General features: G+C 42.3%; 25 protein-coding genes and 1 other annotated feature. Of the genes, 23 read left to right on the forward strand and 2 right to left on the reverse strand.

All coding sequences use genetic code 11. From position 1 onward, the window contains the following. Positions 1-42 precede the first annotated feature (42 nt). The 13 genes from proB (at position 43) to ADJ60_RS03655 (ending at position 11,163) form a co-directional block, all read left to right on the forward strand. On the forward strand, positions 43-1,152 hold the full coding sequence (gene proB, locus ADJ60_RS03595; RefSeq protein ID WP_000669647.1) for a glutamate 5-kinase: 1,110 nt from the start codon (positions 43-45) through the stop codon (positions 1,150-1,152). A 9-nt stretch (positions 1,153-1,161) separates the two neighbouring features. Continuing rightward, entirely contained in the window at positions 1,162-2,424 is a 1,263-nt protein-coding gene (locus ADJ60_RS03600; RefSeq protein WP_049543498.1) for a glutamate-5-semialdehyde dehydrogenase, read from the forward strand. Positions 2,425-2,427: 3 nt separating this feature from the next. After that, the gene (proC, locus tag ADJ60_RS03605; RefSeq protein ID WP_049543499.1) at positions 2,428-3,225 is read left to right on the forward strand and encodes a pyrroline-5-carboxylate reductase; all 798 of its coding nucleotides are present in this window, start codon (positions 2,428-2,430) and stop codon (positions 3,223-3,225) included. Between the two features lie 113 nt (positions 3,226-3,338). Further along, positions 3,339-3,977, forward strand: a complete 639-nt coding sequence (gene tmk, locus ADJ60_RS03610) for a dTMP kinase (protein WP_049543500.1) — start codon at positions 3,339-3,341, stop codon at positions 3,975-3,977. Beyond that, the gene (locus ADJ60_RS03615) at positions 3,974-4,864 is read left to right on the forward strand and encodes a DNA polymerase III subunit delta' (RefSeq protein WP_049543501.1); all 891 of its coding nucleotides are present in this window, start codon (positions 3,974-3,976) and stop codon (positions 4,862-4,864) included. The genes tmk and ADJ60_RS03615 overlap by 4 nt, the downstream gene beginning before the upstream one ends. 39 nt (positions 4,865-4,903) lie before the next feature. Continuing rightward, on the forward strand, positions 4,904-5,221 hold the full coding sequence (gene yabA / locus ADJ60_RS03620) for a DNA replication initiation control protein YabA (RefSeq protein ID WP_000358228.1): 318 nt from the start codon (positions 4,904-4,906) through the stop codon (positions 5,219-5,221). 2 nt (positions 5,222-5,223) lie between these two features. After that, entirely contained in the window at positions 5,224-6,093 is an 870-nt protein-coding gene (rsmI, locus tag ADJ60_RS03625) for a 16S rRNA (cytidine(1402)-2'-O)-methyltransferase (RefSeq protein WP_049543503.1), read from the forward strand. Positions 6,094-6,226: 133 nt separating this feature from the next. Continuing rightward, complete coding sequence (gene trmFO / locus ADJ60_RS03630) at positions 6,227-7,561, forward strand: methylenetetrahydrofolate--tRNA-(uracil(54)-C(5))-methyltransferase (FADH(2)-oxidizing) TrmFO (protein WP_049543504.1); 1,335 nt, start codon at positions 6,227-6,229, stop codon at positions 7,559-7,561. Positions 7,562-7,644: 83 nt separating this feature from the next. Beyond that, on the forward strand, positions 7,645-8,370 hold the full coding sequence (gene pyrH / locus ADJ60_RS03635) for a UMP kinase (RefSeq protein WP_000002995.1): 726 nt from the start codon (positions 7,645-7,647) through the stop codon (positions 8,368-8,370). 20 nt (positions 8,371-8,390) lie between these two features. Beyond that, entirely contained in the window at positions 8,391-8,948 is a 558-nt protein-coding gene (gene frr, locus ADJ60_RS03640; RefSeq protein WP_001262225.1) for a ribosome recycling factor, read from the forward strand. A 60-nt stretch (positions 8,949-9,008) separates the two neighbouring features. Then, on the forward strand, positions 9,009-9,863 hold the full coding sequence (cvfB, locus tag ADJ60_RS03645; protein WP_001095459.1) for an RNA-binding virulence regulatory protein CvfB: 855 nt from the start codon (positions 9,009-9,011) through the stop codon (positions 9,861-9,863). 8 nt (positions 9,864-9,871) lie between these two features. Then, positions 9,872-10,087, forward strand: coding sequence for a YozE family protein (locus ADJ60_RS03650; RefSeq protein WP_049543506.1), 216 nt, complete (start codon positions 9,872-9,874; stop codon positions 10,085-10,087). An 80-nt stretch (positions 10,088-10,167) separates the two neighbouring features. Beyond that, positions 10,168-11,163 (forward strand): PhoH family protein, encoded by a 996-nt coding sequence (locus ADJ60_RS03655; protein WP_049543507.1) that lies wholly within the window; start codon positions 10,168-10,170, stop codon positions 11,161-11,163. A 56-nt stretch (positions 11,164-11,219) separates the two neighbouring features. Here ADJ60_RS03655 and ald read toward each other — a convergent pair whose 3' ends face one another. Then, entirely contained in the window at positions 11,220-12,332 is a 1,113-nt protein-coding gene (ald, locus tag ADJ60_RS03660; RefSeq protein ID WP_049543508.1) for an alanine dehydrogenase, read from the reverse strand. A gap of 171 nt (positions 12,333-12,503) precedes the next feature. On the opposite strand from ald, the gene ADJ60_RS03665 reads away from it, so the two are divergent. The 10 genes from ADJ60_RS03665 to ADJ60_RS03710 all read left to right on the forward strand — a co-directional run bounded on the left by ADJ60_RS03665 (position 12,504) and on the right by ADJ60_RS03710 (position 21,649). Then, positions 12,504-13,073, forward strand: coding sequence for a GNAT family N-acetyltransferase (locus ADJ60_RS03665; RefSeq protein WP_049543510.1), 570 nt, complete (start codon positions 12,504-12,506; stop codon positions 13,071-13,073). A 66-nt stretch (positions 13,074-13,139) separates the two neighbouring features. After that, positions 13,140-13,790 carry a helix-hairpin-helix domain-containing protein gene (locus ADJ60_RS03670; RefSeq protein ID WP_049543512.1) on the forward strand — a complete coding sequence of 217 codons (651 nt, stop codon included), beginning with the start codon at positions 13,140-13,142 and terminating at the stop codon, positions 13,788-13,790. Further along, positions 13,774-16,014: a DNA internalization-related competence protein ComEC/Rec2 gene (locus ADJ60_RS03675; RefSeq protein WP_049543514.1), complete on the forward strand. Its 2,241-nt coding sequence runs from the start codon at positions 13,774-13,776 to the stop codon at positions 16,012-16,014. The genes ADJ60_RS03670 and ADJ60_RS03675 overlap by 17 nt, the downstream gene beginning before the upstream one ends. Positions 16,015-16,086: 72 nt before the next feature. Further along, positions 16,087-16,218: a sequence feature (ribosomal protein L20 leader region), on the forward strand. A gap of 15 nt (positions 16,219-16,233) precedes the next feature. After that, positions 16,234-16,764, forward strand: a complete 531-nt coding sequence (gene infC, locus ADJ60_RS03680; protein WP_000848180.1) for a translation initiation factor IF-3 — start codon at positions 16,234-16,236, stop codon at positions 16,762-16,764. 32 nt (positions 16,765-16,796) lie between these two features. Continuing rightward, complete coding sequence (rpmI, locus tag ADJ60_RS03685; protein ID WP_001125943.1) at positions 16,797-16,997, forward strand: 50S ribosomal protein L35; 201 nt, start codon at positions 16,797-16,799, stop codon at positions 16,995-16,997. A gap of 51 nt (positions 16,998-17,048) precedes the next feature. Then, positions 17,049-17,408, forward strand: coding sequence for a 50S ribosomal protein L20 (gene rplT, locus ADJ60_RS03690; RefSeq protein ID WP_000124834.1), 360 nt, complete (start codon positions 17,049-17,051; stop codon positions 17,406-17,408). A 58-nt stretch (positions 17,409-17,466) separates the two neighbouring features. Then, positions 17,467-17,847: a VOC family protein gene (locus ADJ60_RS03695; protein ID WP_000157153.1), complete on the forward strand. Its 381-nt coding sequence runs from the start codon at positions 17,467-17,469 to the stop codon at positions 17,845-17,847. A 248-nt stretch (positions 17,848-18,095) separates the two neighbouring features. Continuing rightward, positions 18,096-18,896: a dihydroorotate dehydrogenase electron transfer subunit gene (locus tag ADJ60_RS03700; RefSeq protein ID WP_049515202.1), complete on the forward strand. Its 801-nt coding sequence runs from the start codon at positions 18,096-18,098 to the stop codon at positions 18,894-18,896. Further along, on the forward strand, positions 18,859-19,845 hold the full coding sequence (locus tag ADJ60_RS03705) for a dihydroorotate dehydrogenase (protein WP_162489587.1): 987 nt from the start codon (positions 18,859-18,861) through the stop codon (positions 19,843-19,845). The genes ADJ60_RS03700 and ADJ60_RS03705 overlap by 38 nt, the downstream gene beginning before the upstream one ends. Before the next feature lie 97 nt (positions 19,846-19,942). Further along, positions 19,943-21,649 carry a glucosaminidase domain-containing protein gene (locus ADJ60_RS03710; RefSeq protein ID WP_033684994.1) on the forward strand — a complete coding sequence of 569 codons (1,707 nt, stop codon included), beginning with the start codon at positions 19,943-19,945 and terminating at the stop codon, positions 21,647-21,649. A gap of 211 nt (positions 21,650-21,860) precedes the next feature. Here ADJ60_RS03710 and pavA read toward each other — a convergent pair whose 3' ends face one another. Then, the gene (gene pavA / locus ADJ60_RS03715; RefSeq protein ID WP_020902911.1) at positions 21,861-23,516 is read right to left on the reverse strand and encodes an Rqc2 family fibronectin-binding protein PavA; all 1,656 of its coding nucleotides are present in this window, start codon (positions 23,514-23,516) and stop codon (positions 21,861-21,863) included. Between the last annotated feature and the right edge of the window lie 11 nt (positions 23,517-23,527).

Raw genomic sequence — 23,527 nt, forward strand, 5'->3', positions numbered from 1 at the left:
TTCATGTTATAATGGATAAATATGAAGAATCGGAGTGAGACTATGAAATTCAAACGGATTGTCTTTAAGGTGGGGACTTCTTCTCTGACGAATGAGGATGGAAGTTTATCACGTAGTAAGGTAAAGGCTATTACCCAGCAATTGGCTATGTTGCACGAAGCTGGTCATGAGTTGATTTTGGTGTCGTCGGGTGCCATTGCTGCTGGTTTTGGAGCCTTAGGATTTAAAAAGCGTCCGACTAAGATTGCTGATAAACAGGCCTCAGCAGCGGTAGGACAAGGGCTTTTGTTGGAAGAATACACGACCAACCTTCTCTTGCGCCAAATCGTTTCTGCACAAATCTTGCTGACCCAGGATGACTTTGTGGATAAGCGCCGTTATAAAAATGCCCATCAGGCTTTGTCAGTTCTACTTAGTCGTGGGGCAATTCCTATCATCAACGAGAATGACAGTGTCGTTATTGATGAGCTCAAGGTTGGGGACAATGACACTCTTAGTGCCCAGGTAGCGGCCATGGTCCAAGCAGACCTTTTAGTCCTCTTGACAGATGTGGACGGTCTCTATACTGGAAATCCTAATTCAGATCCAAAAGCCAAACGCTTGGAGAAAATCGAGACCATCAATCGTGAGATTATTGATATGGCTGGTGGAGCTGGCTCGTCAAATGGAACTGGGGGCATGCTAACCAAAATCAAGGCTGCAACTATTGCGACAGAATCAGGAGTTCCTGTTTATATCTGCTCATCCTTGAAGGCAGATGCTATGATTGAGGCGGCTGAGGAGACCAAGGATGGTTCCTACTTTGTTGCGCAAGAGAAGGGACTTCGTACCCAGAAACAATGGCTTGCATTCTATGCTCAGAGTCAGGGTTCTATTTGGGTTGATAAAGGGGCTGCAGAAGCTCTCTCCCAACATGGAAAGAGTCTTCTCTTATCTGGTGTAGTTGACGCAGAAGGGGCCTTTTCTTACGGTGATATTGTGACAGTATTTGACAAGGAAAGTGGAAAATCACTTGGAAAAGGACGCGTGCAATTTGGAGCATCTGCTTTGGAGGATATGTTACGTTCTCAAAAAGCCAAAGGTGTCTTGATTCACCGTGACGATTGGATTTCCATTACTCCTGAAATCCAACTACTCTTTACAGAATTTTAGAGGTAAATTATGGTAAGTACACAAGAACAATTTGAACAGGTACAGGCTGTTAAAAAATCGATCAACACAGCTAGTGAAGAGGTGAAAAACCAAGCCTTGCTAGCCATGGCTGATCACTTATTAGCAGATAATGAGGAAATTTTAGCAGCCAATGCCCTTGATATGGAAGCTGCTAAGGGTAAAATCTCAGATGTGATGCTGGATCGTCTTTATTTGGATGCAAGACGTATAGAAGCAATGGCAACTGGTATTCGTGAAGTGGTTGCCTTACCAGATCCAATCGGTGAAGTTTTAGAAACCAATCATCTTGAAAATGGTTTGGTTATCACAAAGAAACGGGTGGCTATGGGGGTTATTGGTATTATCTATGAAAGCCGTCCAAATGTGACGTCTGATGCGGCTGCTCTGGCTCTCAAGAGTGGAAATGCAGTTGTTCTTCGTAGTGGGAAGGATGCCTATCAAACAGCTCATGCTATTGTCACAGCCTTGAAAAAGGGCTTGGAGACGACTACCATTCATCCAGATGTGATTCAACTAGTGGAAGATACTAGCCGTGAAAGTAGCTACGCCATGATGAAGGCAAAGGGCTATCTAGACCTTCTTATTCCTCGTGGAGGAGCTGGTTTGATCAATGCAGTGGTTGAGAATGCTATCGTACCTGTTATCGAGACAGGAACTGGGATTGTCCATGTTTATGTGGATAAGGATGCAGATGAAGACAAGGCTCTGTCTATCATCAACAATGCCAAAACCAGTCGTCCTTCTGTCTGCAATGCCATGGAGGTTCTACTTGTTCATGAAGACAAAGCAGCAAGCTTCCTTCCTCGCTTGGAGCAAGTTCTAGTTGCAGAGCGTAAGGAAGCTGGACTGGAGCCAATTCAATTCCGCTTGGATGAAAAAGCAAGTCAGTTTCTTTCAGGTCAAGCAGCTGAGGATCAAGACTTTGATACTGAGTTTTTGGACTATGTCCTAGCTATTAAGGTTGTGAGCAGTTTAGAAGAAGCGGTTGCCCATATTGAGGCTCACAGTACCCATCATTCGGATGCCATTGTGACGGAAAATGCTGAAGCTGCAGCTTACTTTACAGATCAAGTGGATTCTGCAGCGGTTTATGTCAATGCCTCAACTCGTTTCACCGATGGTGGCCAATTTGGTCTGGGTTGTGAAATGGGGATTTCTACTCAGAAACTCCACGCGCGTGGTCCCATGGGCTTGAAGGAATTGACCAGCTACAAGTATGTGGTTACTGGTGATGGGCAGATAAGGGAGTAAGAGATGAAGATTGGATTTATCGGCTTGGGGAATATGGGTGCTAGTTTGGCCAAAGCTGTCTTGCAGGCCAAGACGGGCGATGACCTTCTCCTTGCCAATCGTAGCCAAGCCAAAGTGGATGCTTTCATTTCTGACTTTGGCGGTCAAGCCTCCAGCAACGAAGAAATCTTTGCAGAAGCAGATGTGATTTTTCTAGGTGTTAAGCCAGCTCAGTTCTCAGACTTACTTTCTCAATATCAGACCATCCTTGAAAAACGAGAAAGTCTTCTTTTGATTTCGATGGCAGCTGGATTGACTTTAGAAAAACTAGCAAGTCTTATCCCAAGTCAACACCTAATTATTCGTATGATGCCAAATACCCCTGCTTCTATTGGTCAAGGAGTGATTAGTTATGCCTTGTCTCCTAATTGCAGGTCTGAGGACAGTGATCTCTTTTGTCAGCTTTTAGCCAAGGCTGGTCTCTTGGTTGAACTTGGGGAAAGCTTAATAGATGCAGCGACAGGTCTTGCAGGTTGTGGACCGGCCTTTGTCTATCTCTTTATCGAAGCCTTGGCAGATGCAGGTGTTCAGACGGGATTGCCACGAGAAACGGCATTGAAAATGGCGGCTCAAACTGTGGTAGGAGCTGGGCAATTGGTCCTAGAAAGCCAAGAGCATCCTGGGGTCTTGAAAGACCAAGTTTGTAGCCCAGGAGGTTCCACTATCGCTGGTGTAGCGAGCTTAGAAGCGCATGCTTTTCGAGGAACGGTCATGGATGCAGTTCATCAAGCCTACAAACGAACACAAGAATTAGGTAAATAAGAGGTAGTTTTATCTGCCTCTTTTATGGTGGTTGAAATGAGAAGACAAAAAGATTGTCACAAACCCACATTTTTTTGATAGAATAGAAGTAGTAAAAAAGAAATGAGTTAGACATGTCAAAAGGATTTTTAGTCTCTCTTGAGGGACCAGAGGGAGCAGGAAAGACCAGTGTTTTAGAGGCTCTGCTACCAATTTTAGAGGAAAAAGGGGTAGAGGTGCTGACGACCCGTGAACCTGGCGGAGTCTTGATTGGGGAGAAGATTCGGGAAGTAATTTTGGATCCAAGTCATACTCAGATGGATGCTAAAACAGAGCTTTTGCTCTATATCGCCAGTCGCAGACAGCACTTGGTGGAAAAAGTTCTCCCTGCCCTTGAAGCTGGCAAGTTGGTCATTATGGATCGCTTCATCGATAGTTCTCTTGCCTATCAGGGATTTGGTCGTGGCTTGGATATTGATGCCATTGATTGGCTCAATTACTTTGCGACAGATGGCCTTAAACCCGATTTGACACTCTATTTTGACATCGAGGTGGAAGAAGGACTGGCTCGAATTGCTTCTAATAGCAATCGTGAGGTCAATCGTTTGGACTTGGAAGGGTTGGACTTGCACAAAAAAGTCCGTCAAGGTTACCTTTCTCTTCTGGACAAAGAAGGAAGTCGTATTGTTAAGATTGATGCTAGTCTCCCTTTAGAGCAAGTTGTGGAAACTACCAAGGCTGTCTTGTTTGACAGAATGGGATTAGCTAAATGAAACAAGATCAACTAAAGGTCTGGCAGCCAGAACAGTTTGACCGCTTTGTCCGTATCTTGGAGCAAGACCAGCTCAATCATGCCTACCTCTTTTCAGGTTTCTTTGGAAGCTTGGAAATGGCGCAATTTTTAGCTAAGAGCCTCTTTTGTACAGATAAAGTAGGTGTTTTACCATGTGAGAAATGCCGAAATTGTAAGCTGATTGAACAGGGAGAATTTCCCGATGTCACCTTGATTAAGCCAGTCAATCAGGTTATTAAGACAGAACGCATTCGGGAATTGGTGGGACAGTTTTCTCAAGCAGGGATTGAAAGCCAGCAGCAGGTCTTTATTATCGAGCAAGCTGAGAAAATGCATCCTAATGCAGCCAATTCTCTGCTCAAGGTCATCGAAGAACCCCAGAGTGAGGTTTACATTTTCTTCTTGACCAGAGATGAGGAAAAAATCTTACCAACAATCCGAAGTCGGACCCAGATTTTCCACTTTAAAAAACAAGAAGAGAAGCTGATCTTGCTCTTAGAACAAATGGGACTGGTTAAGAAAAAAGCGACTCTCCTAGCTCAGTTTAGTCAATCGCGAGCTGAAGCAGAAAAGTTGGCTAATCAGGCAAGTTTTTGGACTTTGGTCGATGAAAGTGAACGCCTGCTGGCTTGGTTAGTAGCTAAGAAAAAAGAAAGTTATCTGCAGGTTGCTAAATTAGCGAACTTAGCAGATGACAAGGAAAAACAAGATCAGGTTTTACGGATTCTTGAAGTTCTCTGTGGACAAGATATCCTACAAGCAAGAGTAAGGGTGATTCTACAAGATTTGCTAGAAGCTAGAAAAATGTGGCAGGCTAATGTCAGTTTTCAAAATGCCTTGGAATACCTGGTCTTGAAAGAAATATAAACTCAAAAATGAACGATAATGAAAGGAAAGGGCTGTTTTATGGACAAAAAAGAATTATTTGACGCGCTGGATGATTTTTCCCAACAGTTATTGGTAACTTTGGCCGATGTGGAAGCCATCAAGAAAAATCTCAAGAGCCTGGTAGAGGAAAATACAGCTCTTCGCTTGGAAAATAGTAAGTTGCGCGAACGCTTGGGTGAGGTGGAAGCAGATGCTCCTGTCAAGGCTAAGCATGTTCGTGAAAGTGTCCGTCGCATTTACCGGGATGGATTTCACGTTTGTAATGATTTTTATGGACAACGTCGAGAGCAGGATGAGGAATGTATGTTCTGTGACGAGTTGTTATACAGGGAGTAGGCATGCAGATTCAAAAAAGTTTTAAGGGGCAGTCTCCCTATGGCAAGCTGTACCTAGTGGCAACGCCGATTGGCAATCTAGATGATATGACCTTTCGAGCTATTCAGACCTTGAAAGAAGTGGACTGGATTGCTGCTGAGGACACGCGCAATACAGGTCTTTTGCTCAAGCATTTTGACATTTCGACCAAGCAGATCAGTTTTCATGAGCACAATGCCAAGGAAAAAATTCCTGATTTGATTGGTTTCCTGAAAGCAGGGCAAAGTATTGCTCAGGTCTCCGATGCGGGTCTGCCTAGTATCTCAGACCCTGGCCATGATTTGGTTAAGGTAGCTATTGAGGAAGAAATTGCGGTTGTCACTGTTCCAGGTGCCTCTGCAGGAATTTCTGCTTTGATTGCCAGTGGTTTAGCGCCGCAGCCACATATCTTTTACGGTTTTTTACCAAGAAAATCAGGTCAGCAAAAGCAATTTTTCGACTTGAAAAAAGACTATCCTGAAACTCAGATTTTCTATGAATCGCCCCATCGTGTGGCAGATACGTTGGAAAATATGCTAGCAGTTTATGGTGACCGCTCGGTCGTCTTGGTTAGGGAATTGACTAAAATCTATGAAGAATACCAACGAGGAAAGATCTCTGAATTGCTGGAAAGCATCGCTGAAACGCCACTTAAGGGAGAATGCCTTCTCATTGTTGAAGGTGCCAGTCAGGATGTGGAAGAAAAAGACGAGGAGGACTTATTCTTAGAAATTCAAGCCCGTATCCAGCAAGGCATGAAGAAAAACCAAGCTATCAAGGAAGTAGCTAAGTTTTACCAGTGGAATAAGAGCCAGCTTTACGCTGCCTATCACGATTGGGAAGAAAATGACTAAACAGGGAAGTTTGCCTTCTTCCCTTTTTTTGTTATACTAGTAGAAGAAAAAATAGAAAGATTTGTGGGTGTTAAACAAGCCAGTGCCTTGTTTTGATATGAACTTAGGTTCCACCCAAAGAGGTATTAGTGTCGTGTCTCAATCTTATATCAATGTTATTGGTGCTGGTTTGGCAGGTTCTGAAGCAGCCTACCAAATTGCAGAACGTGGTATTCCAGTTAAACTTTATGAAATGCGTGGTGTCAAGTCAACACCTCAACACAAAACAGACAATTTTGCAGAGTTAGTTTGTTCTAATTCTCTTCGTGGAGATGCTCTGACAAATGCTGTCGGGCTTCTCAAGGAAGAAATGCGTCGCTTGGGTTCTGTTATTTTGGAATCTGCTGAGGCTACACGTGTTCCTGCAGGTGGTGCGCTTGCGGTGGACCGTGATGATTTCTCCCAAATGGTGACCGAAAAAGTGGCCAACCACCCCTTGATTGAAGTGGTGCGTGATGAAATTACAGAATTACCGACAGATGTTATCACAGTTGTCGCTACTGGTCCCTTGACTAGTGATGCCCTGGCTGAAAAGATTCACACCCTTAATGATGGCGATGGCTTCTATTTCTACGATGCGGCAGCGCCGATTATCGATGTCAACACTATCGATATGAGCAAGGTCTATCTCAAATCTCGTTATGATAAGGGAGAAGCCGCTTATCTCAACGCTCCCATGACCAAGCAAGAATTTATGGATTTCCATGAAGCCTTGGTCAATGCGGAAGAAGCTCCGCTCAATTCTTTTGAAAAAGAAAAGTACTTTGAAGGCTGTATGCCTATCGAAGTCATGGCTAAACGTGGTATTAAAACCATGCTTTATGGTCCTATGAAACCAGTCGGTCTTGAGTATCCAGAAGACTACACAGGACCTCGTGATGGAGAATTCAAAACCCCTTATGCGGTTGTCCAGCTTCGTCAGGACAATGCGGCTGGTAGCCTTTACAATATTGTTGGTTTCCAGACCCACCTCAAATGGGGAGAACAAAAGCGTGTCTTCCAAATGATTCCAGGTCTTGAAAATGCGGAGTTTGTACGTTATGGTGTCATGCACCGCAATTCTTACATGGATTCACCAAATCTTCTTGAGCAGACCTATCGTTCCAAGAAACAGCCAAACCTCTTCTTTGCTGGTCAGATGACAGGTGTGGAAGGCTATGTTGAGTCAGCTGCTTCAGGCTTGGTTGCGGGAATTAACGCCGCTCGTCTCTTCAAGGGAGAAAGCGAGGCTGTTTTCCCAGAGACCACAGCGATTGGAAGTCTGGCTCATTATATCACCCATGCTGACAGCAAACATTTCCAACCAATGAATGTCAATTTCGGGATTATCAAGGAGTTGGAAGGTGAACGTATCCGTGATAAGAAGGCTCGTTATGAAAAAATTGCAGAGCGTGCTCTTAACGATTTAGAGGAATTTTTAACGGTCTAATTTTTTTGAAAGAATTGCTCATGATACTATAAAAATCTTAGAAATTGTGATAAAATAGGTAGGATAAAAGAAGGAGAGTGAAAATGGCGAATCCCAAGTATAAACGTATTTTAATCAAGTTATCAGGTGAAGCCCTTGCCGGTGAACGTGGCGTAGGGATTGATATCCAAACAGTTCAAACAATCGCAAAAGAGATTCAAGAAGTTCATAGCTTAGGTATCGAAATTGCCCTTGTTATTGGTGGAGGAAATCTTTGGCGTGGAGAACCTGCTGCAGAAGCAGGTATGGACCGCGTTCAGGCAGATTACACAGGAATGCTTGGGACTGTTATGAATGCTCTTGTGATGGCAGATTCATTGCAACAAGTTGGGGTTGATACACGTGTGCAAACAGCTATTGCTATGCAACAAGTGGCAGAGCCTTACGTACGTGGACGTGCCCTTCGTCATCTTGAAAAAGGCCGTATCGTTATCTTTGGTGCCGGAATTGGTTCACCTTACTTCTCAACAGATACAACAGCGGCCCTTCGTGCAGCTGAAATCGAAGCAGATGCTATTCTTATGGCTAAAAACGGTGTCGATGGTGTTTACAATGCCGATCCTAAGAAAGACAAGACAGCCGTTAAGTTTGAAGAATTGACCCACCGTGACGTTATCAATAAAGGTCTCCGTATCATGGATTCAACAGCTTCAACCCTCTCAATGGATAACGACATTGACTTGGTTGTCTTCAACATGAACCAACCAGGCAACATCAAACGTGTCGTATTTGGTGAAAATATCGGAACAACAGTTTCAAATAATATCTAAGAAAAGGAATAAGAAAGATTATGGCTAACGCAATTATTGAAAAAGCTAAAGAGAGAATGACCCAGTCTCACCAGTCACTTGCTCGTGAATTTGGTGGTATCCGTGCCGGTCGTGCCAATGCAAGCTTGCTGGACCGTGTACATGTAGAATACTATGGAGTAGAAACTCCTCTTAACCAAATCGCTTCAATTACGATTCCAGAAGCGCGTGTTTTGTTGGTGACACCATTTGACAAGTCTTCATTGAAAGACATCGAACGTGCCTTGAATGCCTCTGATCTTGGTATCACACCAGCTAACGACGGTTCTGTTATTCGTTTGGTTATCCCTGCTCTTACAGAAGAAACTCGTCGTGACCTTGCTAAAGAAGTGAAGAAGGTCGGCGAAAATGCTAAAGTGGCTGTCCGCAATATCCGTCGCGATGCTATGGACGAAGCTAAGAAACAAGAAAAAGCAAAAGAAATCACTGAAGACGAATTGAAGACTCTTGAAAAAGACATTCAAAAAGTAACAGACGATGCTGTTAAACACATCGACGACATGACTGCCAACAAAGAGAAAGAACTTTTGGAAGTCTAAAAAATAAACAGAAAAACTCAGTTGGCATTGCTGGCTGAGTTTTATTCGAAAGAAGGAAATATGAATACAAATCTTGCAAGTTTTATCGTTGGACTGATCATCGATGAAAACGACCGTTTTTACTTTGTGCAAAAGGATGGCCAGACCTATGCTCTTGCCAAGGAAGAAGGTCAACATACAGTTGGGGATACGGTTAAAGGTTTTGCCTACACGGATATGAAGCAAAAACTCCGTTTGACCACTCTAGAAGTGACTGCAACTCAGGACCAATTTGGTTGGGGAACTGTAACGGAAGTTCGTAAAGACTTGGGTGTCTTTGTGGATACAGGCCTTCCTGACAAGGAAATCGTTGTGTCACTCGATATTCTCCCTGAGCTCAAGGAACTCTGGCCTAAGAAGGGCGACCAACTCTATATCCGTCTTGAAGTGGACAAGAAAGACCGTATCTGGGGACTCTTGGCTTATCAAGAAGACTTCCAACGTCTGGCTCGTCCTGCCTACAACAACATGCAGAACCAAAACTGGCCAGCCATTGTTTACCGCCTCAAGCTGTCAGGGACCTTTGTCTATCTGCCAGAAAATAACATGCTTGGCTTTATCCATCCTAGCGAGCGCTATGCAGAGCCACGTTTGGGTCAAGTATTAGATGCGCGTGTCATTGGTTTCCGTGAAGTGGACCGCACTCTGAACCTCTCTCTCAAACCTCGTTCATTTGAAATGTTGGAAAATGATGCTCAGATGATTTTGACCTACTTGGAAAGCAATGGCGGTTTCATGACCTTAAATGATAAGTCATCTCCAGACGACATCAAGGCAACCTTTGGCATTTCTAAAGGTCAGTTCAAGAAAGCTTTAGGTGGTCTTATGAAGGCTGGTAAAATCAAGCAAGACCAGTTTGGGACAGAGTTGATTTAGGGAGATTTATGAGAAAATCATTTTACACTTGGCTCATGACTGAGCGCAATCCTAAAAGTAACAGTCCCAAGTCTATCTTGGCAGACCTCGCTTTTGAAGAGTCAGCCTTCCCAAAACACACGGATGATTTTGATGAGGTGAGTCGCTTTTTGGAGGAACATGCCAGTTTCTCTTTTAACCTAGGAGACTTTGATTCTATCTGGCAAGAATACTTAGAACACTAGAGACAATGAGATGAGGCTAGTATTTTATTGTTCTCTTTGCTATAATAAAAAGAAATAAAAGGATTAGAGAGGTTCTTTATTTGAAGGAACATTCAATAGACATTCAACTGAGTCATCCAGATGACTTGTTTCATCTTTTTGGTTCCAATGAACGCCATCTTCGTTTGATGGAAGAAGAGCTTGATGTTGTGATTCATGCTCGTACGGAGATTGTCCAGGTTTTGGGAGAAGAGTCTGCTTGCGAGGAAGCTCGTCAGGTTATCCAAGCTCTCATGGTCTTGGTGAACCGTGGGATGACCGTTGGTACGCCAGATGTGGTGACTGCAATTAGCATGGTCAAAAACGATGAAATCGACAAGTTTGTTGCCCTTTATGAAGAAGAAATTATCAAAGATAATACAGGGAAGCCGATCCGTGTCAAAACCTTGGGTCAAAAACTTTATGTGGACAGTGTTAAACAGCATGATGTGACCTTTGGAATTGGGCCAGCAGGTACGGGGAAGACCTTCCTTGCAGTGACCTTGGCTGTGACAGCTCTTAAACGTGGTCAGGTTAAGCGGATTATCCTAACACGCCCGGCAGTGGAAGCTGGCGAGAGTCTAGGTTTTCTTCCGGGTGATCTTAAAGAGAAGGTAGATCCTTACCTTCGACCTGTTTATGATGCCTTGTATCAGATTCTGGGAAAAGACCAAACAACTCGACTCATGGAGCGTGAAATTATCGAGATTGCGCCCCTTGCCTATATGCGTGGACGAACCTTGGATGATGCCTTTGTCATTCTCGATGAGGCGCAAAATACGACTATCATGCAGATGAAGATGTTCTTGACTCGTTTAGGTTTTAATTCTAAGATGATTGTCAATGGAGATATCAGTCAGATTGACCTTCCGCGTAACGTCAAGTCCGGTTTGATTGATGCTCAGGAAAAGCTCAAGAACATTCACCAGATTGACTTTGTTCATTTTTCAGCCAAGGATGTGGTTCGCCATCCAGTTGTCGCTCAGATTATCCGAGCTTATGAACCAGCTCCAATTAAAAATGAAGAGCGTGAAGAAATCCAAGAAGAAACAGAATAGCAAGAAAGAGCAGTTCAGGTGGAATTGCTCTTTCTTTTATCTGATAATTAGATTTTTTATACTAGTTCATCAATTGGAGTATGTTTTTGATCGAGACCTTGAGCTACTGGAAGACTGGTTAAGTAACCTTGATAAGTGGTAACACCTTGACGCAAGCCCTCATCTTCAGAAATTGCTTGTGCGAATCCTTTTTCTGTCAAAGCTTCGATATAAGGAATAGTGACATTTGTAAGGGCAATGGTAGAAGTACGGGCAACAGCACCAGGGATGTTAGCAACGGCGTAGTGAAGTACACCATGTTTTTCATAGACAGGTTCATCGTGCGTTGTCACACGGTCAGCTGTTTCGATAACACCACCTTGGTCAACGGCAACGTCCACAATGACAGAACCTGGACGCATTTGCTTGACCATCTTATCTGTCACCAATTTTGGTGCTTTGGCACCGGGGATGAGAACCGCCCCAATAACAACATCCGCATCTCTCACACTGGCTTCGATGTTAAATGAATTGGACATGAGGGTTTGAATTTGATGACCAAAAACTTCCTCTAATTCAGAGAGACGTTTAGCACTGATATCAAGGATGGTCACTTGGGCACCAAGTCCAAGTGCGATGCGGGCAGCATGAGTTCCTACGACACCACCACCGATGATAGTGACTTTTCCTTTTGGAACGCCTGGTACACCACCAAGTAGGACACCAGATCCACCAGCTTGTTTGGTCAAGAAGTGAGCTTCGATTTGAACTGCCATACGGCCTGCAACCTCACTCATAGGAATGAGGAGTGGTAACTGCCCCTGATCATCACGGACAGTCTCATAAGCGATACTTGTTGTTTTGGCTGCTAACATGGCTTCGGCTAATTCAGGAGCAGCAGCCATATGCAAGTAGGTGAAGAGAAGCAAGTCGTCACGTAAGTAACCATATTCAGAAGCTAATGGTTCTTTTACTTTCACGACCAACTCTGCAGCCCAGGCTTCACCAGCAGTAGCGACAATCTCAGCTCCTTGCTTTTGATAGTCATCATCAGTAAAGCCAGAACCGAGACCAGCATTTGTTTCGATAAGGACGCGATGACCACGACCGACTAAGCTGTGGACACCAGCAGGTGTGAGGGCGACACGGTTTTCATTATTCTTAATTTCTTTTGGAATTCCAATTAACATAGAGAAAAACTCCCTTTCTATTGACGGGTTGTAAATGATTTATCACAATTATCTATAAAATAAGGTGATGAATTTATTCTATATGAAACCGCTTTAAAAAGCAAGGAAAACTTGTTGTAACTTCTTTTTTATGCTAGACTGGTAGAAAATATTTTTAAATGGAGGAGAAGTATGGAATCAATCTTTTTAAAACTAGCTCAGTATCCCATAGTCGAGACTGAGCGTTTATTGCTTAGACCTGTAACCTTGGATGATGCGGAAGAAATGTTTGACTATGCCTCGGACATAGAAAATACGCGCTACACTTTTCCAACCAATCAAAGCTTGGAAGAAACTCAAAATAATATTGCTCAGTTCTACTTGGCCAATCCCTTGGGACGGTGGGGAATAGAACTAAAAAGCAATGGTCAGTTTATCGGTACCATTGATTTGCACAAGATTGATCCTGCTCTTAAGAAGGCGGCTATTGGCTACATTATCAATAAAAAGTATTGGAATCAAGGATTAACGACAGAAGCCAATCGTGCCGTAATTGAGCTAGCTTTTGAAAAGATAGGGATGAATAAGTTGATTGCTTTACACGATAAGGCTAATCCCGCATCAGGTAAGGTCATGGAGAAATCGGGTATGCGTTTTTCACACTTAGACCCATATGCTTGTATGGACCAGCATGAAGAAGGCCGAATCGTTACAAGGGTTCATTATGTCTTGACAAAGGAAGACTATTTTGCAAATAAATAAACAGTTGAGAAGAAATTTTCAACTGTTTTTTCTTCCTCTTACGAATAATCTAAGAGAGGAGAAAATATGGAAGCAATTATCGAGAAAATTAAAGAATATAAAATCATTGTTATCTGTACCGGTCTGGGCTTGCTTGTAGGAGGATTTTTCCTGCTAAAGCCAGCTCCACACACACCTGTCAAAGAAACGAATTTGCAGGCAGAAGTTACAGCTGTTTCCAAGGATTCATCGACCGAAAAGGATGTGAAGAAGGAAGAAAAGGAAGAACCGGTTGAACAAGATCTAATCACCGTAGATGTGAAAGGTGCTGTTAAATCGCCAGGGATTTATGATTTGCCGGTAGGTAGTCGAGTCAATGATGCTGTTCAGAAGGCTGGTGGCTTGACAGAACAAGCAGACAGCAAGTCGCTCAATCTAGCTCAGAAAGTTAGTGATGAGGCTCTGGTTTACGTTCCATCTAAGGGAGAAGAAGTAGCTAGTCAACAGGCAGGTTCTGGAGCGCCTTCTTCAACAAGCAAGGACAAGAAGGTCAATCTCAACAAGGCCAGTCTGGAAGAACTCAAGCAGGTAAAGGGACTGGGAGGAAAACGAGCTCAGGACATTATCGATCATCGTGAGTCAAATGGGAAATTCAAGTCGGTTGATGAACTTAAGAAGGTCTCTGGAATTGGTGCCAAGACCATAGAAAAGCTAAAAGATTATGTTACAGTGGATTAAGAATTTCCCTATTCCCCTAATTTACCTGAGTTTTCTGTTGCTTTGGCTTTACTATTCTATTTTCTCAGCATCTTATCTTGCTTTGTTGGGCTTTGTTTTTCTGCTAGTCTGTCTCTTTATTCAATTTCCTTGGAAATCAGCAGGTAGAGTTCTAGTGATTTGTGGAATCTTTGGTTTCTGGTTTCTGTTTCAAAATTGGCAACAGACACAAGCTAGTCAAAACTTAGTCGCTTATGTAGACAAGGTGAAGATTTTACCAGATACTATCAAAGTTAATGGAGATAGTTTATCCTTTCGTGGCAAGGCTGACGGACAAATTTTTCAAGTCTATTATAAACTCCAGTCCGAGGAGGAGAAAGAAGCCTTTCAAGCTTTAACCGACCTTCATGAGATAGGACTAGAAGGAAAACTTTCAGAACCAGACGGGCAGAGAAATTTTGGTGGTTTTGACTACCAAGCCTATCTGAAAACTCAAGGGATTTACCAAACATTAACTATCAAAAGAATCCAGTCACTTCAAAAGGTTAGCAGTTGGGATATAGGAGAAAATCTGTCCAGTTTACGTCGAAAGACTGTGGTTTGGATTAAGACGCATTTTCCAGACCCTATGCGCAATTACATGACAGGGCTCTTGTTAGGACATCTGGACACCGACTTTGAGGAGATGAACGGGCTTTATTCTAGTTTAGGAATTATCCACCTCTTTGCCTTGTCGGGTATGCAGGTAGGTTTTTTCATGGACGGATTTAAGAAACTCCTCTTGCGATTGGGCTTGACTCAAGAAAAGTTGAAATGGCTGATTTATCCCTTTTCCCTTATCTATGCAGGGCTGACAGGATTTTCAGCATCAGTTATTCGCAGTCTTTTGCAAAAGTTACTGGCACAACATGGTGTTAAGGGCTTGGATAATTTTGCCTTGACGGTCCTTGTCCTCTTTATCGTCATGCCCAACTTTTTCTTGACAGCAGGAGGAGTCTTGTCCTGCGCTTATGCTTTTATCTTGACCATGACCAGCAAAGAAGGAGAAGGCCTCAAGGCTGTTGCTAGAGAAAGTCTAGTCATTTCCTTGGGAATATTACCCATCCTATCCTTCTATTTTGCAGAATTTCAGCCTTGGTCTATCCTTTTGACCTTTGTCTTTTCCTTTCTTTTTGACTTGGTCTTCTTACCGCTCTTGTCTATCTTATTTGCCCTTTCCTTTCTTCATCCAGTCATTCAGCTGAATTTTATTTTTGAATGGTTGGAGGGAATGATTCGCTTTGTATCACAGGTGGCAAGTAGACCTCTGGTCTTTGGACAACCCAATGCATGGATTTTAATCTTATTGTTAATTTCCTTGGCTTTGGTCTATGATTTGAGGAAAAACATTAAAAGGCTAGCAGTGTTGAGCTTATTGATTACAGGTCTCTTTTTCTTGACCAAGCATCCACTGGAAAATGAAATCACCATGCTGGATGTTGGGCAAGGGGAAAGTATTTTCCTACGGGATGTAACTGGTAAAATCATTCTCATAGATGTGGGTGGCAAGGCAGAGTCTAGTAAGAAAATAGAAAAATGGCAAGAAAAGACGACGACCAGTAATGCCCAGCGAACCTTGATACCCTATCTCAAAAGTCGCGGAGTATCCAAGATTGACCAGCTAATTTTGACCAATACGGACAAGGAATATGTTGGAGATTTGTTGGAGGTGACCAAGGCTTTTCATGTAGGCGAAATTTTAGTGTCAAAAGGCAGTTTGAAACAGAAGCAATTTGTGGCAGAACTACAAGCGACCCAAACAAAAGTTAGAAGTATAACAGCAGGAGAGAACTTGTCAATTTTTGGAAGTCAGTTAGAAGTCCTATCTCCAAGGAAAATTGGAGATGGAGGTTATGAAGATTCCCTGGTTCTGTATGGAAAACTTTTGGATAAGTACTTTCTCTTCACAGGAAATTTGGAGGAAAAAGGAGAGAAGGAATTGCTGAAGCACTATCCAGACTTGAAAGTGGATGTTTTAAAAGCTGGCCAACATGGCTCTAAAAAATCATCAAGTTCAGACTTTCTAGAAAAACTCAAACCAGAGTTTACTCTTATCTCAGTTGGAAAGAACAATCGAGCGAAACTCCCCCATCAGGAAACTTTGACACGACTGGAAACTATCAATAGTAAAGTTTACCGAACTGACCAGCATGGAGCTATACGCTTTAAAGGGTGGAATAGTTGGAAAGTCGAAACGGTTGGTTAATGAGCAGAAACTTTTCAAAAAAATAACTTTTTATCTTGACAAGAGCTAGAAAACTTGGTATCATGTAAAAGTTGAGAAAAGCAGAAGTGAGAGCTTCTCGCCTTGTGACATGAAGTTGCCTGGCCCTACGGATGAAAAGTTTCTAAGAAACGCTATCATAACGTGCGGGCTTGTATATTTACGAGTCCGCTATTGTTTTTCTCTAATAAAACAAAAGAGGTGAAAACCATAGCAAAGCAAGACTTATTCATCAATGATGAGATTCGTGTACGTGAAGTTCGCTTGATTGGTCTTGAAGGAGAACAGCTAGGCATCAAGCCACTCAGTGAAGCGCAAGCTTTGGCTGATAACGCTAATGTTGACCTAGTATTGATTCAACCCCAAGCCAAACCGCCTGTTGCAAAAATTATGGACTACGGTAAGTTCAAGTTTGAGTACCAGAAGAAGCAAAAAGAACAACGTAAAAAACAAAGTGTTGTTACTGTGAAAGAAGTTCGTCTAAGTCCAACTATTGACAAGGGTGACTTTGATACAAAACTTCGCAATGCACGCAAATTCCTTGAAAAAGGAAATAAAGTTAAGGTATCTATTCGCTTTAAGGGTCGTATGATTACCCATAAAGAGATTGGTGCAAAAGTTTTAGCCGAGTTTGCTGAAGCAACTCAAGATATTGCCATCATCGAACAACGTGCTAAAATGGATGGACGTCAAATGTTCATGCAATTGGCGCCAGCGACTGACAAAAAATAATTGTCAGAAAGTTAAATAAAGGAGAAAAAATCATGCCAAAACAAAAAACACACCGCGCATCAGCTAAACGTTTCAAACGTACAGGTTCTGGTGGACTTAAACGTTTCCGTGCTTACACTTCTCACCGTTTCCACGGAAAAACTAAGAAACAACGTCGTCATCTTCGTAAAGCATCTATGGTGCATTCAGGAGATTACAAACGTATCAAAGCAATGCTTACTCGCTTGAAATAATAGCCTAACAGTAAGTAAACAATTCTAGGAAATATTTGGAGGAAATAAAACATGGCACGTGTTAAAGGTGGCGTTGTATCACGCAAACGTCGTAAACGTATTCTTAAATTAGCAAAAGGTTACTATGGAGCTAAACACATCTTGTTCCGTACTGCAAAAGAACAAGTAATGAACTCTTACTACTATGCATACCGTGACCGTCGTCAGAAAAAACGTGACTTCCGCAAATTGTGGATCACTCGTATCAATGCGGCAGCTCGTATGAACGGACTTTCATACTCACAATTGATGCATGGTTTGAAATTGGCTGAGATCGAAGTTAACCGTAAAATGCTTGCTGACTTGGCTGTTAACGATGCAGCAGCTTTCACAGCTCTTGCAGATGCAGCGAAAGCAAAACTTGGTAAATAATAACAGATAAGACTGGAACAGGATTGTCCCAGTCTTTTTGAAAATAAAGGAGAAAAATATGGCTTCAAAAATGCTACACACTTGCTTGCGAGTAGAAAATCTTGAAAAATCAATCGCATTTTATCAAGATGCTTTTGGTTTTAAAGAATTGCGTCGCAGAGATTTTCCAGACCATGCCTTCACGATTGTCTATCTAGGTCTTGAGGGTGATGACTATGAGTTGGAGTTGACTTATAACTACGATCATGGTCCTTATGTGGTTGGAGATGGATTTGCCCATATCGCCCTCAGTACACCTGATCTTGAGGCGCTTCATCAAGAGCATAGTGCAAAAGGATATGAAGTGACTGAGCCAAATGGTCTACCAGGAACTGCACCTAACTATTACTTTGTAAAAGACCCTGATGGCTACAAGGTCGAAGTCATTCGTGAAAAATAATCTCGTGAGGTCAAGTAGAATGTTCGTTTTCTACTTGACTTTTTTTAGCTGAAAGAGTATACTAATAAAAATTTAACCTTTAAGGGGAGTCCAGAGAGACTCACAAGGTGTCAGATAAAAGAATAGTACAATTTTCTAGAGGAGACTTTTTGAGTGTGCTCTCTTGTCTTGTACGATTTTAACTGAGGCCTTGCACTAGCAAGGTCTTTTCTTTATCTGATCCCCTTAAAATTTAAGGAGGAAAAGTCATGAATCCCACATGTAAGAAACGTTTGGGTGCCATTCGTTTGGAAACCATGAAGGTGGTTGCACAGGAGGAAATCGCGCCAGCAATCTTTGAATTAGTCCTAGAAGGGGAAATGGTTGAAGCCATGCGAGCAGGTCAATTTCTACATCTGCGCGTGCCTGATGATGCCCATCTTTTGCGTCGTCCTATTTCAATTTCGTCTATTGATAAGGTAAAGAAGCAGTGTCACCTCATTTATCGGATTGAAGGTGCTGGTACAGCTATTTTTTCAACCTTAAGTCAGGGAGATACTCTTGATGTGATGGGACCTCAGGGAAATGGATTTGACTTGTCTGACCTAGATGAGCAGAGCCAGATTCTCTTAGTTGGAGGGGGGATTGGTGTCCCACCCTTGCTTGAGGTGGCCAAGGAATTGCATGCGCGTGGTGTGAAAGTAGTGACAGTTCTCGGATTTGCTAATAAGGCTGCTGTTATCCTTGAAAAAGAATTAGCCCAATATAGTCAAGTCTTTGTAACGACAGATGATGGTTCTTATGGTATTAAGGGCAATGTTTCCGTCGTCATTAATGATTTAGACAGTCAGTTTGATGCTGTTTACTCATGTGGGGCGCCTGGAATGATGAAGTATATCAATCAAACCTTTTATGACCACCCAAGAGCCTATCTATCTCTAGAATCTCGTATGGCTTGTGGGATGGGGGCTTGCTATGCCTGCGTCCTAAAAGTGCCAGAAAGCGAGACGGTCAGCCAACGCGTCTGTGAAGATGGCCCTGTTTTCCGTACAGGAACAGTTGTATTATAAGGAGAAAATTATGACTACAAATCGTTTACAAGTTTCTCTACCTGGTTTGGATTTGAAAAATCCGATTATTCCAGCATCAGGCTGTTTTGGTTTTGGTCAAGAGTATGCCAAGTACTATGATTTAGACCTTTTGGGTTCTATTATGATCAAGGCGACAACTCTTGAACCCCGTTTTGGCAATCCAACTCCAAGGGTGGCAGAAACACCCGCTGGTATGCTTAATGCAATCGGTTTGCAAAATCCTGGTTTGGAAGTTGTTTTGGCTGAAAAGCTACCTTGGTTGGAAAGAGAATATCCAAATCTTCCTATTATTGCCAATGTAGCTGGTTTTTCAAAACAAGAGTATGCGGCTGTTTCTCATGGTATTTCCAAGGCAACTAATGTGAAGGCTATTGAGCTCAATATTTCTTGTCCCAACGTAGATCACTGTAATCATGGACTCTTGATTGGTCAAGATCCAGATTTAGCTTATGATGTGGTGAAAGCAGCTGTGGAAGCCTCTGATGTGCCAGTTTATGTCAAACTGACTCCTAGTGTGACGGATATTGTCACAGTCGCAAAAGCTGCAGAAGATGCGGGGGCAAGTGGCTTGACCATGATCAATACTCTAGTTGGTATGCGCTTTGACCTAAAAACCAGAAAACCAATCTTGGCCAATGGAACAGGTGGAATGTCTGGTCCAGCAGTCTTTCCAGTAGCCCTCAAACTCATCCGCCAAGTAGCCCAAACAACAGACCTGCCTATTATTGGAATGGGAGGAGTGGATTCGGCTGAAGCTGCCCTAGAAATGTATCTGGCTGGAGCATCTGCTATTGGAGTTGGAACAGCCAACTTTACCAATCCATATGCCTGTCCTGATATCATCGAAAATCTGCCAAAAGCCATGGACAAATACGGCATTAGCAGTCTGGAAGATCTACGCAAGGAAGTAAAAGAGTCTCTGAGGTAAACTGCAATCAATCTGTTCTTGATTTTTTATCAGTTTGTAATGTTGATTATAGAGAATTTTGATACAATAAAATAGAAAGAACAGAGGAAGAAAGTTTATGAAGAAATTGAGATTTGTTTTTTTAGCTCTGCTATTTTTCTTAGCCAGACCAGAGAGTGCAATGGCTAGTGATGGTACTTGGCAAGGAAAACAATACCTGAAAGCAGATGGGAGTCAAGCAGCTAATGAGTGGGTTTTTGATGCTCACTATCAATCTTGGTTTTATATAAAAGAAGATGCCAACTATGCTGAAAATGAATGGCTAAAGCAAGGTGATGACTATTTTTACCTCAAATCTGGTGGCTATATGGCCAAGTCAGAATGGATAGAAGACAAGGGAGTCCTCTATTATCTTGACCAAGATGGAAAGATGAAAAGAAATGCTTGGCTAGGAGCTTCCTATGTCGGTGCTACAGGTGCCAAGGTAATAGAAGACTGGGTCTATGATTCTCAATATGATGCTTGGTTTTATATCAAAGCAGATGGCCAACACGCAGAGAAAGAATGGCTCCAAATCAAAGGTAAGGACTATTATTTCAAATCTGGTGGTTATTTACTGACAAGTCAGTGGATTGAACAGGCTTATGTGAGTGCTAGTGGCGCTAAAGTACAGCAAGGTTGGCTTTTTGACAAACAATACCAATCTTGGTTTTACATTAAAGAAAATGGGAATCATGCTGATAAAGAATGGATTTTTGATAATGGTCACTATTATTATCTAAAATCCGGAGGCTATATGGCAGCCAATGAATGGATTTTGGATAAAGAATCATGGTTTTACCTCAAATCTGATGGCAAAATGGCTGAAAAAGAATGGGTCTATGATTCTCATAGTCAAGCCTGGTACTACTTCAAATCTGCTGGCTACATGGCAAAAAATGAGACTATTGATGGTCATCAGCTAGGAAACGATGGAAAATGGCATAAGGAGCCCAAGACTAGCTCTGAGTATTATCAGGTCCTTCCAGTGACTGCAAATGTTTATGATGCAGATGGTGAAAAGCTCTCCTATATATCGCAAGGTAGTGTCGTCTGGCTAGATAAGGATAGAAAAAGTGATGATAAGCATCTGGCTATTACTGTTTCTGGTTTGTCAGGCTATATGAAAACAGAAGATTTACAAGCATTAGATGCTAGTAAGGATTTTATCCCTTATTATGAGAGTGATGGCCACCGTTTTTATCACTATGTGGCTCAGAATGCTAGTATCCCAGTAGCTTCTCATCTTTCTGATATGGAAGTAGGCAAGAAATATTATTCGGCAGATGGGTTGCATTTTGATGGTTTTAAGCTTGAGAATCCCTTCCTTTTCAAAGATTTAACAGAGGCTACAAACTATAGTGCTGAAGACTTGGATAAGGTATTTAGTTTGCTAAATATTAATAATAGTCTCTTAGAAAATAAGGGAGCTACTTTTAAGGAAGCCGAAGAACATTATCATATCAATGCCCTTTACCTCCTTGCCCATAGTGCTTTAGAAAGTGATTGGGGACGAAGTAAGATTGCCAAAGATAAGAATAATTTCTTTGGAATTACAGCCTATGATACGACCCCTTACCTTTCTGCCAAGACATTTGATGATGTGGATAAGGGAATTTTAGGTGCAAGCAAGTGGATTAAGGAAAATTATATCGATAGGGGCAGAACTTTCCTTGGAAACAAGGCATCTGGTATGAATGTGGAATATGCCTCAGATCCTTATTGGGGTGAAAAAATTGCTAGTGTGATGATGAAAATCAATGAGAAGCTAGGTGGCAAAGATTAGTCCTATAATTGATACTCTTCGAAAATCTCTTCAAACCACGTCAGCGTCTCCTTGGGTGATGTATGTGATTGACTTTGTCAGTCTTATCTACAACCTCAAAGCAGTGCTTTGAGCAACCTGCGGCTAGCTTCCTAGTTTGCTCTTTGATTTTCATTGAGTATGAATATGATTTGAGTGAATAGTAAGTTAAAAATCCTGATTTTAAGTAAAATCAGGATTTTTTCATGGATGTAATTTTTTCGGGGTCTGGTGTGACACGGAGGGTCTTTTGTCCTGTGTAAGTGACAAAGCCTGGTTTTCCGCCAGTTGGTTTGTTGAGTTTCTTGACTTCAATCATATCTACCTGCACCAGATTTGACAGGCGACCTTGAGAGAAGTAGGCGGCTAGTTCTGCCGCGTCTGTCTTGACTTCATCGGATGGGTCAAGATTGCCTGAGATGACAACATGGCTTCCAGGAATGTCCTTGGCATGGAACCAAAGTTCCTCCTTGCGGGCCATTTTAAAGGTTAGCTCCTCATTTTGCAGGTTATTGCGACCGACATAGATGATGGTTTTGCCATCGCTTGCTAGATATTGTTCTGGTTTTTTGCGTTTCTGGATTTTCTCCCGTTGTCTTCTGCGGATAAAACCTGTTTGGATCAATTCTTCACGGATTTCAGCGATTTCTTCTAGTCCAGCTTGGTTGAGGACGGTTTCTACACTTTCCAGATAGAGAATGGTTGCCTTGGTTTCCTCAATCAGCTCAGTCAAGTATTTGACAGCTTCTTTGAGTTTCTGATACCGTTTAAAATAGCGTTGGGCATTCTGGTTGGGAGTCAAGGCCTTATCAAGCGCAATTGTGATAGGTTGATTAGTATAGTAGTTGTCTAGGATAACCTGATCTTGGTCATTAGGAACTTGATGGAGGAAGGTTGTCAGTAATTCCCCCTTTTGACGAAATTCTTCAGCGTTGTCTGTCGCCAGTAACTCTTTTTCTTGTTTTTTAAGCTTATGACGATTTTTTTGAAGTTCATTTTCAACACGACGAATCAGTTCACTGGCTTGCTGTTTGACGCGGTCGCGCTCAGCCTTATCCTTATAGTAGGTGTCCAACAAATCAGAAAGACTGGCAAAAGGCTCTCCCACCTGATTTGCAAAAGGAACTGGGCTGAAGGAAGTCTCAGTCAAGCATGGCTTGGTTTCTTGATTGAAAAAGTTTCGGAAAGTGGAAAGTTTTTCACTAACCAGTATCCTTTCCAATTCATTTGCCGTATCGCGTCCCAGACCTTGAAAGAGGCTTTGAAGATTTTTAGCTGTCGTTTCCTGTGTTTGCAGGATTTCAAAAAGTTTCTCGTCCTTGATTGTAAAAGGATTGAGAGCTTCCGTACTTGGCGGAGCGATATAGGTCGATCCAGGAAGCAAGGTGCGGTAGCTATTTTGTGAAAAGCCAACATGTTTGATAACTTCGAGGATTTTATGACTGCTTTTATCGACCAGTAGAATATTACTGTGTTTCCCCATAATTTCGATAATCAAGGTAGCCTGAATATGGTCCCCAATCTCGTTTTTATTAGAAACCGTAATTTCCACAATACGGTCATTTTCCACTTGCTCAATCGACTCAATCAGGGCACCCTGCAAATATTTTCTTAAAACCATGATAAAGGTAGAAGGCTGGGCTGGGTTTTCAAAAGTTGTTTGGGTCAGCTGAATGCGTCCAAAAACTGGATGGGCAGAAAGGAGCAGGCGATGACTTTGGCGATTGCTACGGATTTGCAAGACCAACTCTTGTTCAAAAGGTTGATTGATTTTCTGAATGCGACCATTCACTAATTCTCTTCGCAATTCCTCAACCATGTGGTGTAAAAAAAATCCGTCAAATGACATCGTTCTCTCCT

It is taken from the genome of Streptococcus pseudopneumoniae, assembly GCF_001076775.1.
GTDB lineage: Bacteria > Bacillota > Bacilli > Lactobacillales > Streptococcaceae > Streptococcus > Streptococcus pseudopneumoniae_G.

Coding starts and splice junctions, on each gene's coding strand:
- ADJ60_RS03650 (WP_049543506.1), top strand. CDS start 9,872: ATGAGAAAATCATTTTACACTTGGCTCATGACTGAGCGCAATCCTAAA.
- yabA (WP_000358228.1), top strand. CDS start 4,904: ATGGACAAAAAAGAATTATTTGACGCGCTGGATGATTTTTCCCAACAG.
- ADJ60_RS03695 (WP_000157153.1), top strand. CDS start 17,467: ATGGCTTCAAAAATGCTACACACTTGCTTGCGAGTAGAAAATCTTGAA.
- pavA (WP_020902911.1), bottom strand. CDS start 23,516: ATGTCATTTGACGGATTTTTTTTACACCACATGGTTGAGGAATTGCGA.
- frr (WP_001262225.1), top strand. CDS start 8,391: ATGGCTAACGCAATTATTGAAAAAGCTAAAGAGAGAATGACCCAGTCT.
- cvfB (WP_001095459.1), top strand. CDS start 9,009: ATGAATACAAATCTTGCAAGTTTTATCGTTGGACTGATCATCGATGAA.
- tmk (WP_049543500.1), top strand. CDS start 3,339: ATGTCAAAAGGATTTTTAGTCTCTCTTGAGGGACCAGAGGGAGCAGGA.
- proB (WP_000669647.1), top strand. CDS start 43: ATGAAATTCAAACGGATTGTCTTTAAGGTGGGGACTTCTTCTCTGACG.
- rplT (WP_000124834.1), top strand. CDS start 17,049: ATGGCACGTGTTAAAGGTGGCGTTGTATCACGCAAACGTCGTAAACGT.
- ADJ60_RS03705 (WP_162489587.1), top strand. CDS start 18,859: ATGGCCCTGTTTTCCGTACAGGAACAGTTGTATTATAAGGAGAAAATT.
- ADJ60_RS03665 (WP_049543510.1), top strand. CDS start 12,504: ATGGAATCAATCTTTTTAAAACTAGCTCAGTATCCCATAGTCGAGACT.
- ADJ60_RS03710 (WP_033684994.1), top strand. CDS start 19,943: ATGAAGAAATTGAGATTTGTTTTTTTAGCTCTGCTATTTTTCTTAGCC.
- rpmI (WP_001125943.1), top strand. CDS start 16,797: ATGCCAAAACAAAAAACACACCGCGCATCAGCTAAACGTTTCAAACGT.
- ADJ60_RS03700 (WP_049515202.1), top strand. CDS start 18,096: ATGAATCCCACATGTAAGAAACGTTTGGGTGCCATTCGTTTGGAAACC.
- rsmI (WP_049543503.1), top strand. CDS start 5,224: ATGCAGATTCAAAAAAGTTTTAAGGGGCAGTCTCCCTATGGCAAGCTG.
- ADJ60_RS03600 (WP_049543498.1), top strand. CDS start 1,162: ATGGTAAGTACACAAGAACAATTTGAACAGGTACAGGCTGTTAAAAAA.
- ADJ60_RS03615 (WP_049543501.1), top strand. CDS start 3,974: ATGAAACAAGATCAACTAAAGGTCTGGCAGCCAGAACAGTTTGACCGC.
- ADJ60_RS03675 (WP_049543514.1), top strand. CDS start 13,774: ATGTTACAGTGGATTAAGAATTTCCCTATTCCCCTAATTTACCTGAGT.
- ADJ60_RS03670 (WP_049543512.1), top strand. CDS start 13,140: ATGGAAGCAATTATCGAGAAAATTAAAGAATATAAAATCATTGTTATC.
- proC (WP_049543499.1), top strand. CDS start 2,428: ATGAAGATTGGATTTATCGGCTTGGGGAATATGGGTGCTAGTTTGGCC.
- pyrH (WP_000002995.1), top strand. CDS start 7,645: ATGGCGAATCCCAAGTATAAACGTATTTTAATCAAGTTATCAGGTGAA.
- ald (WP_049543508.1), bottom strand. CDS start 12,332: ATGTTAATTGGAATTCCAAAAGAAATTAAGAATAATGAAAACCGTGTC.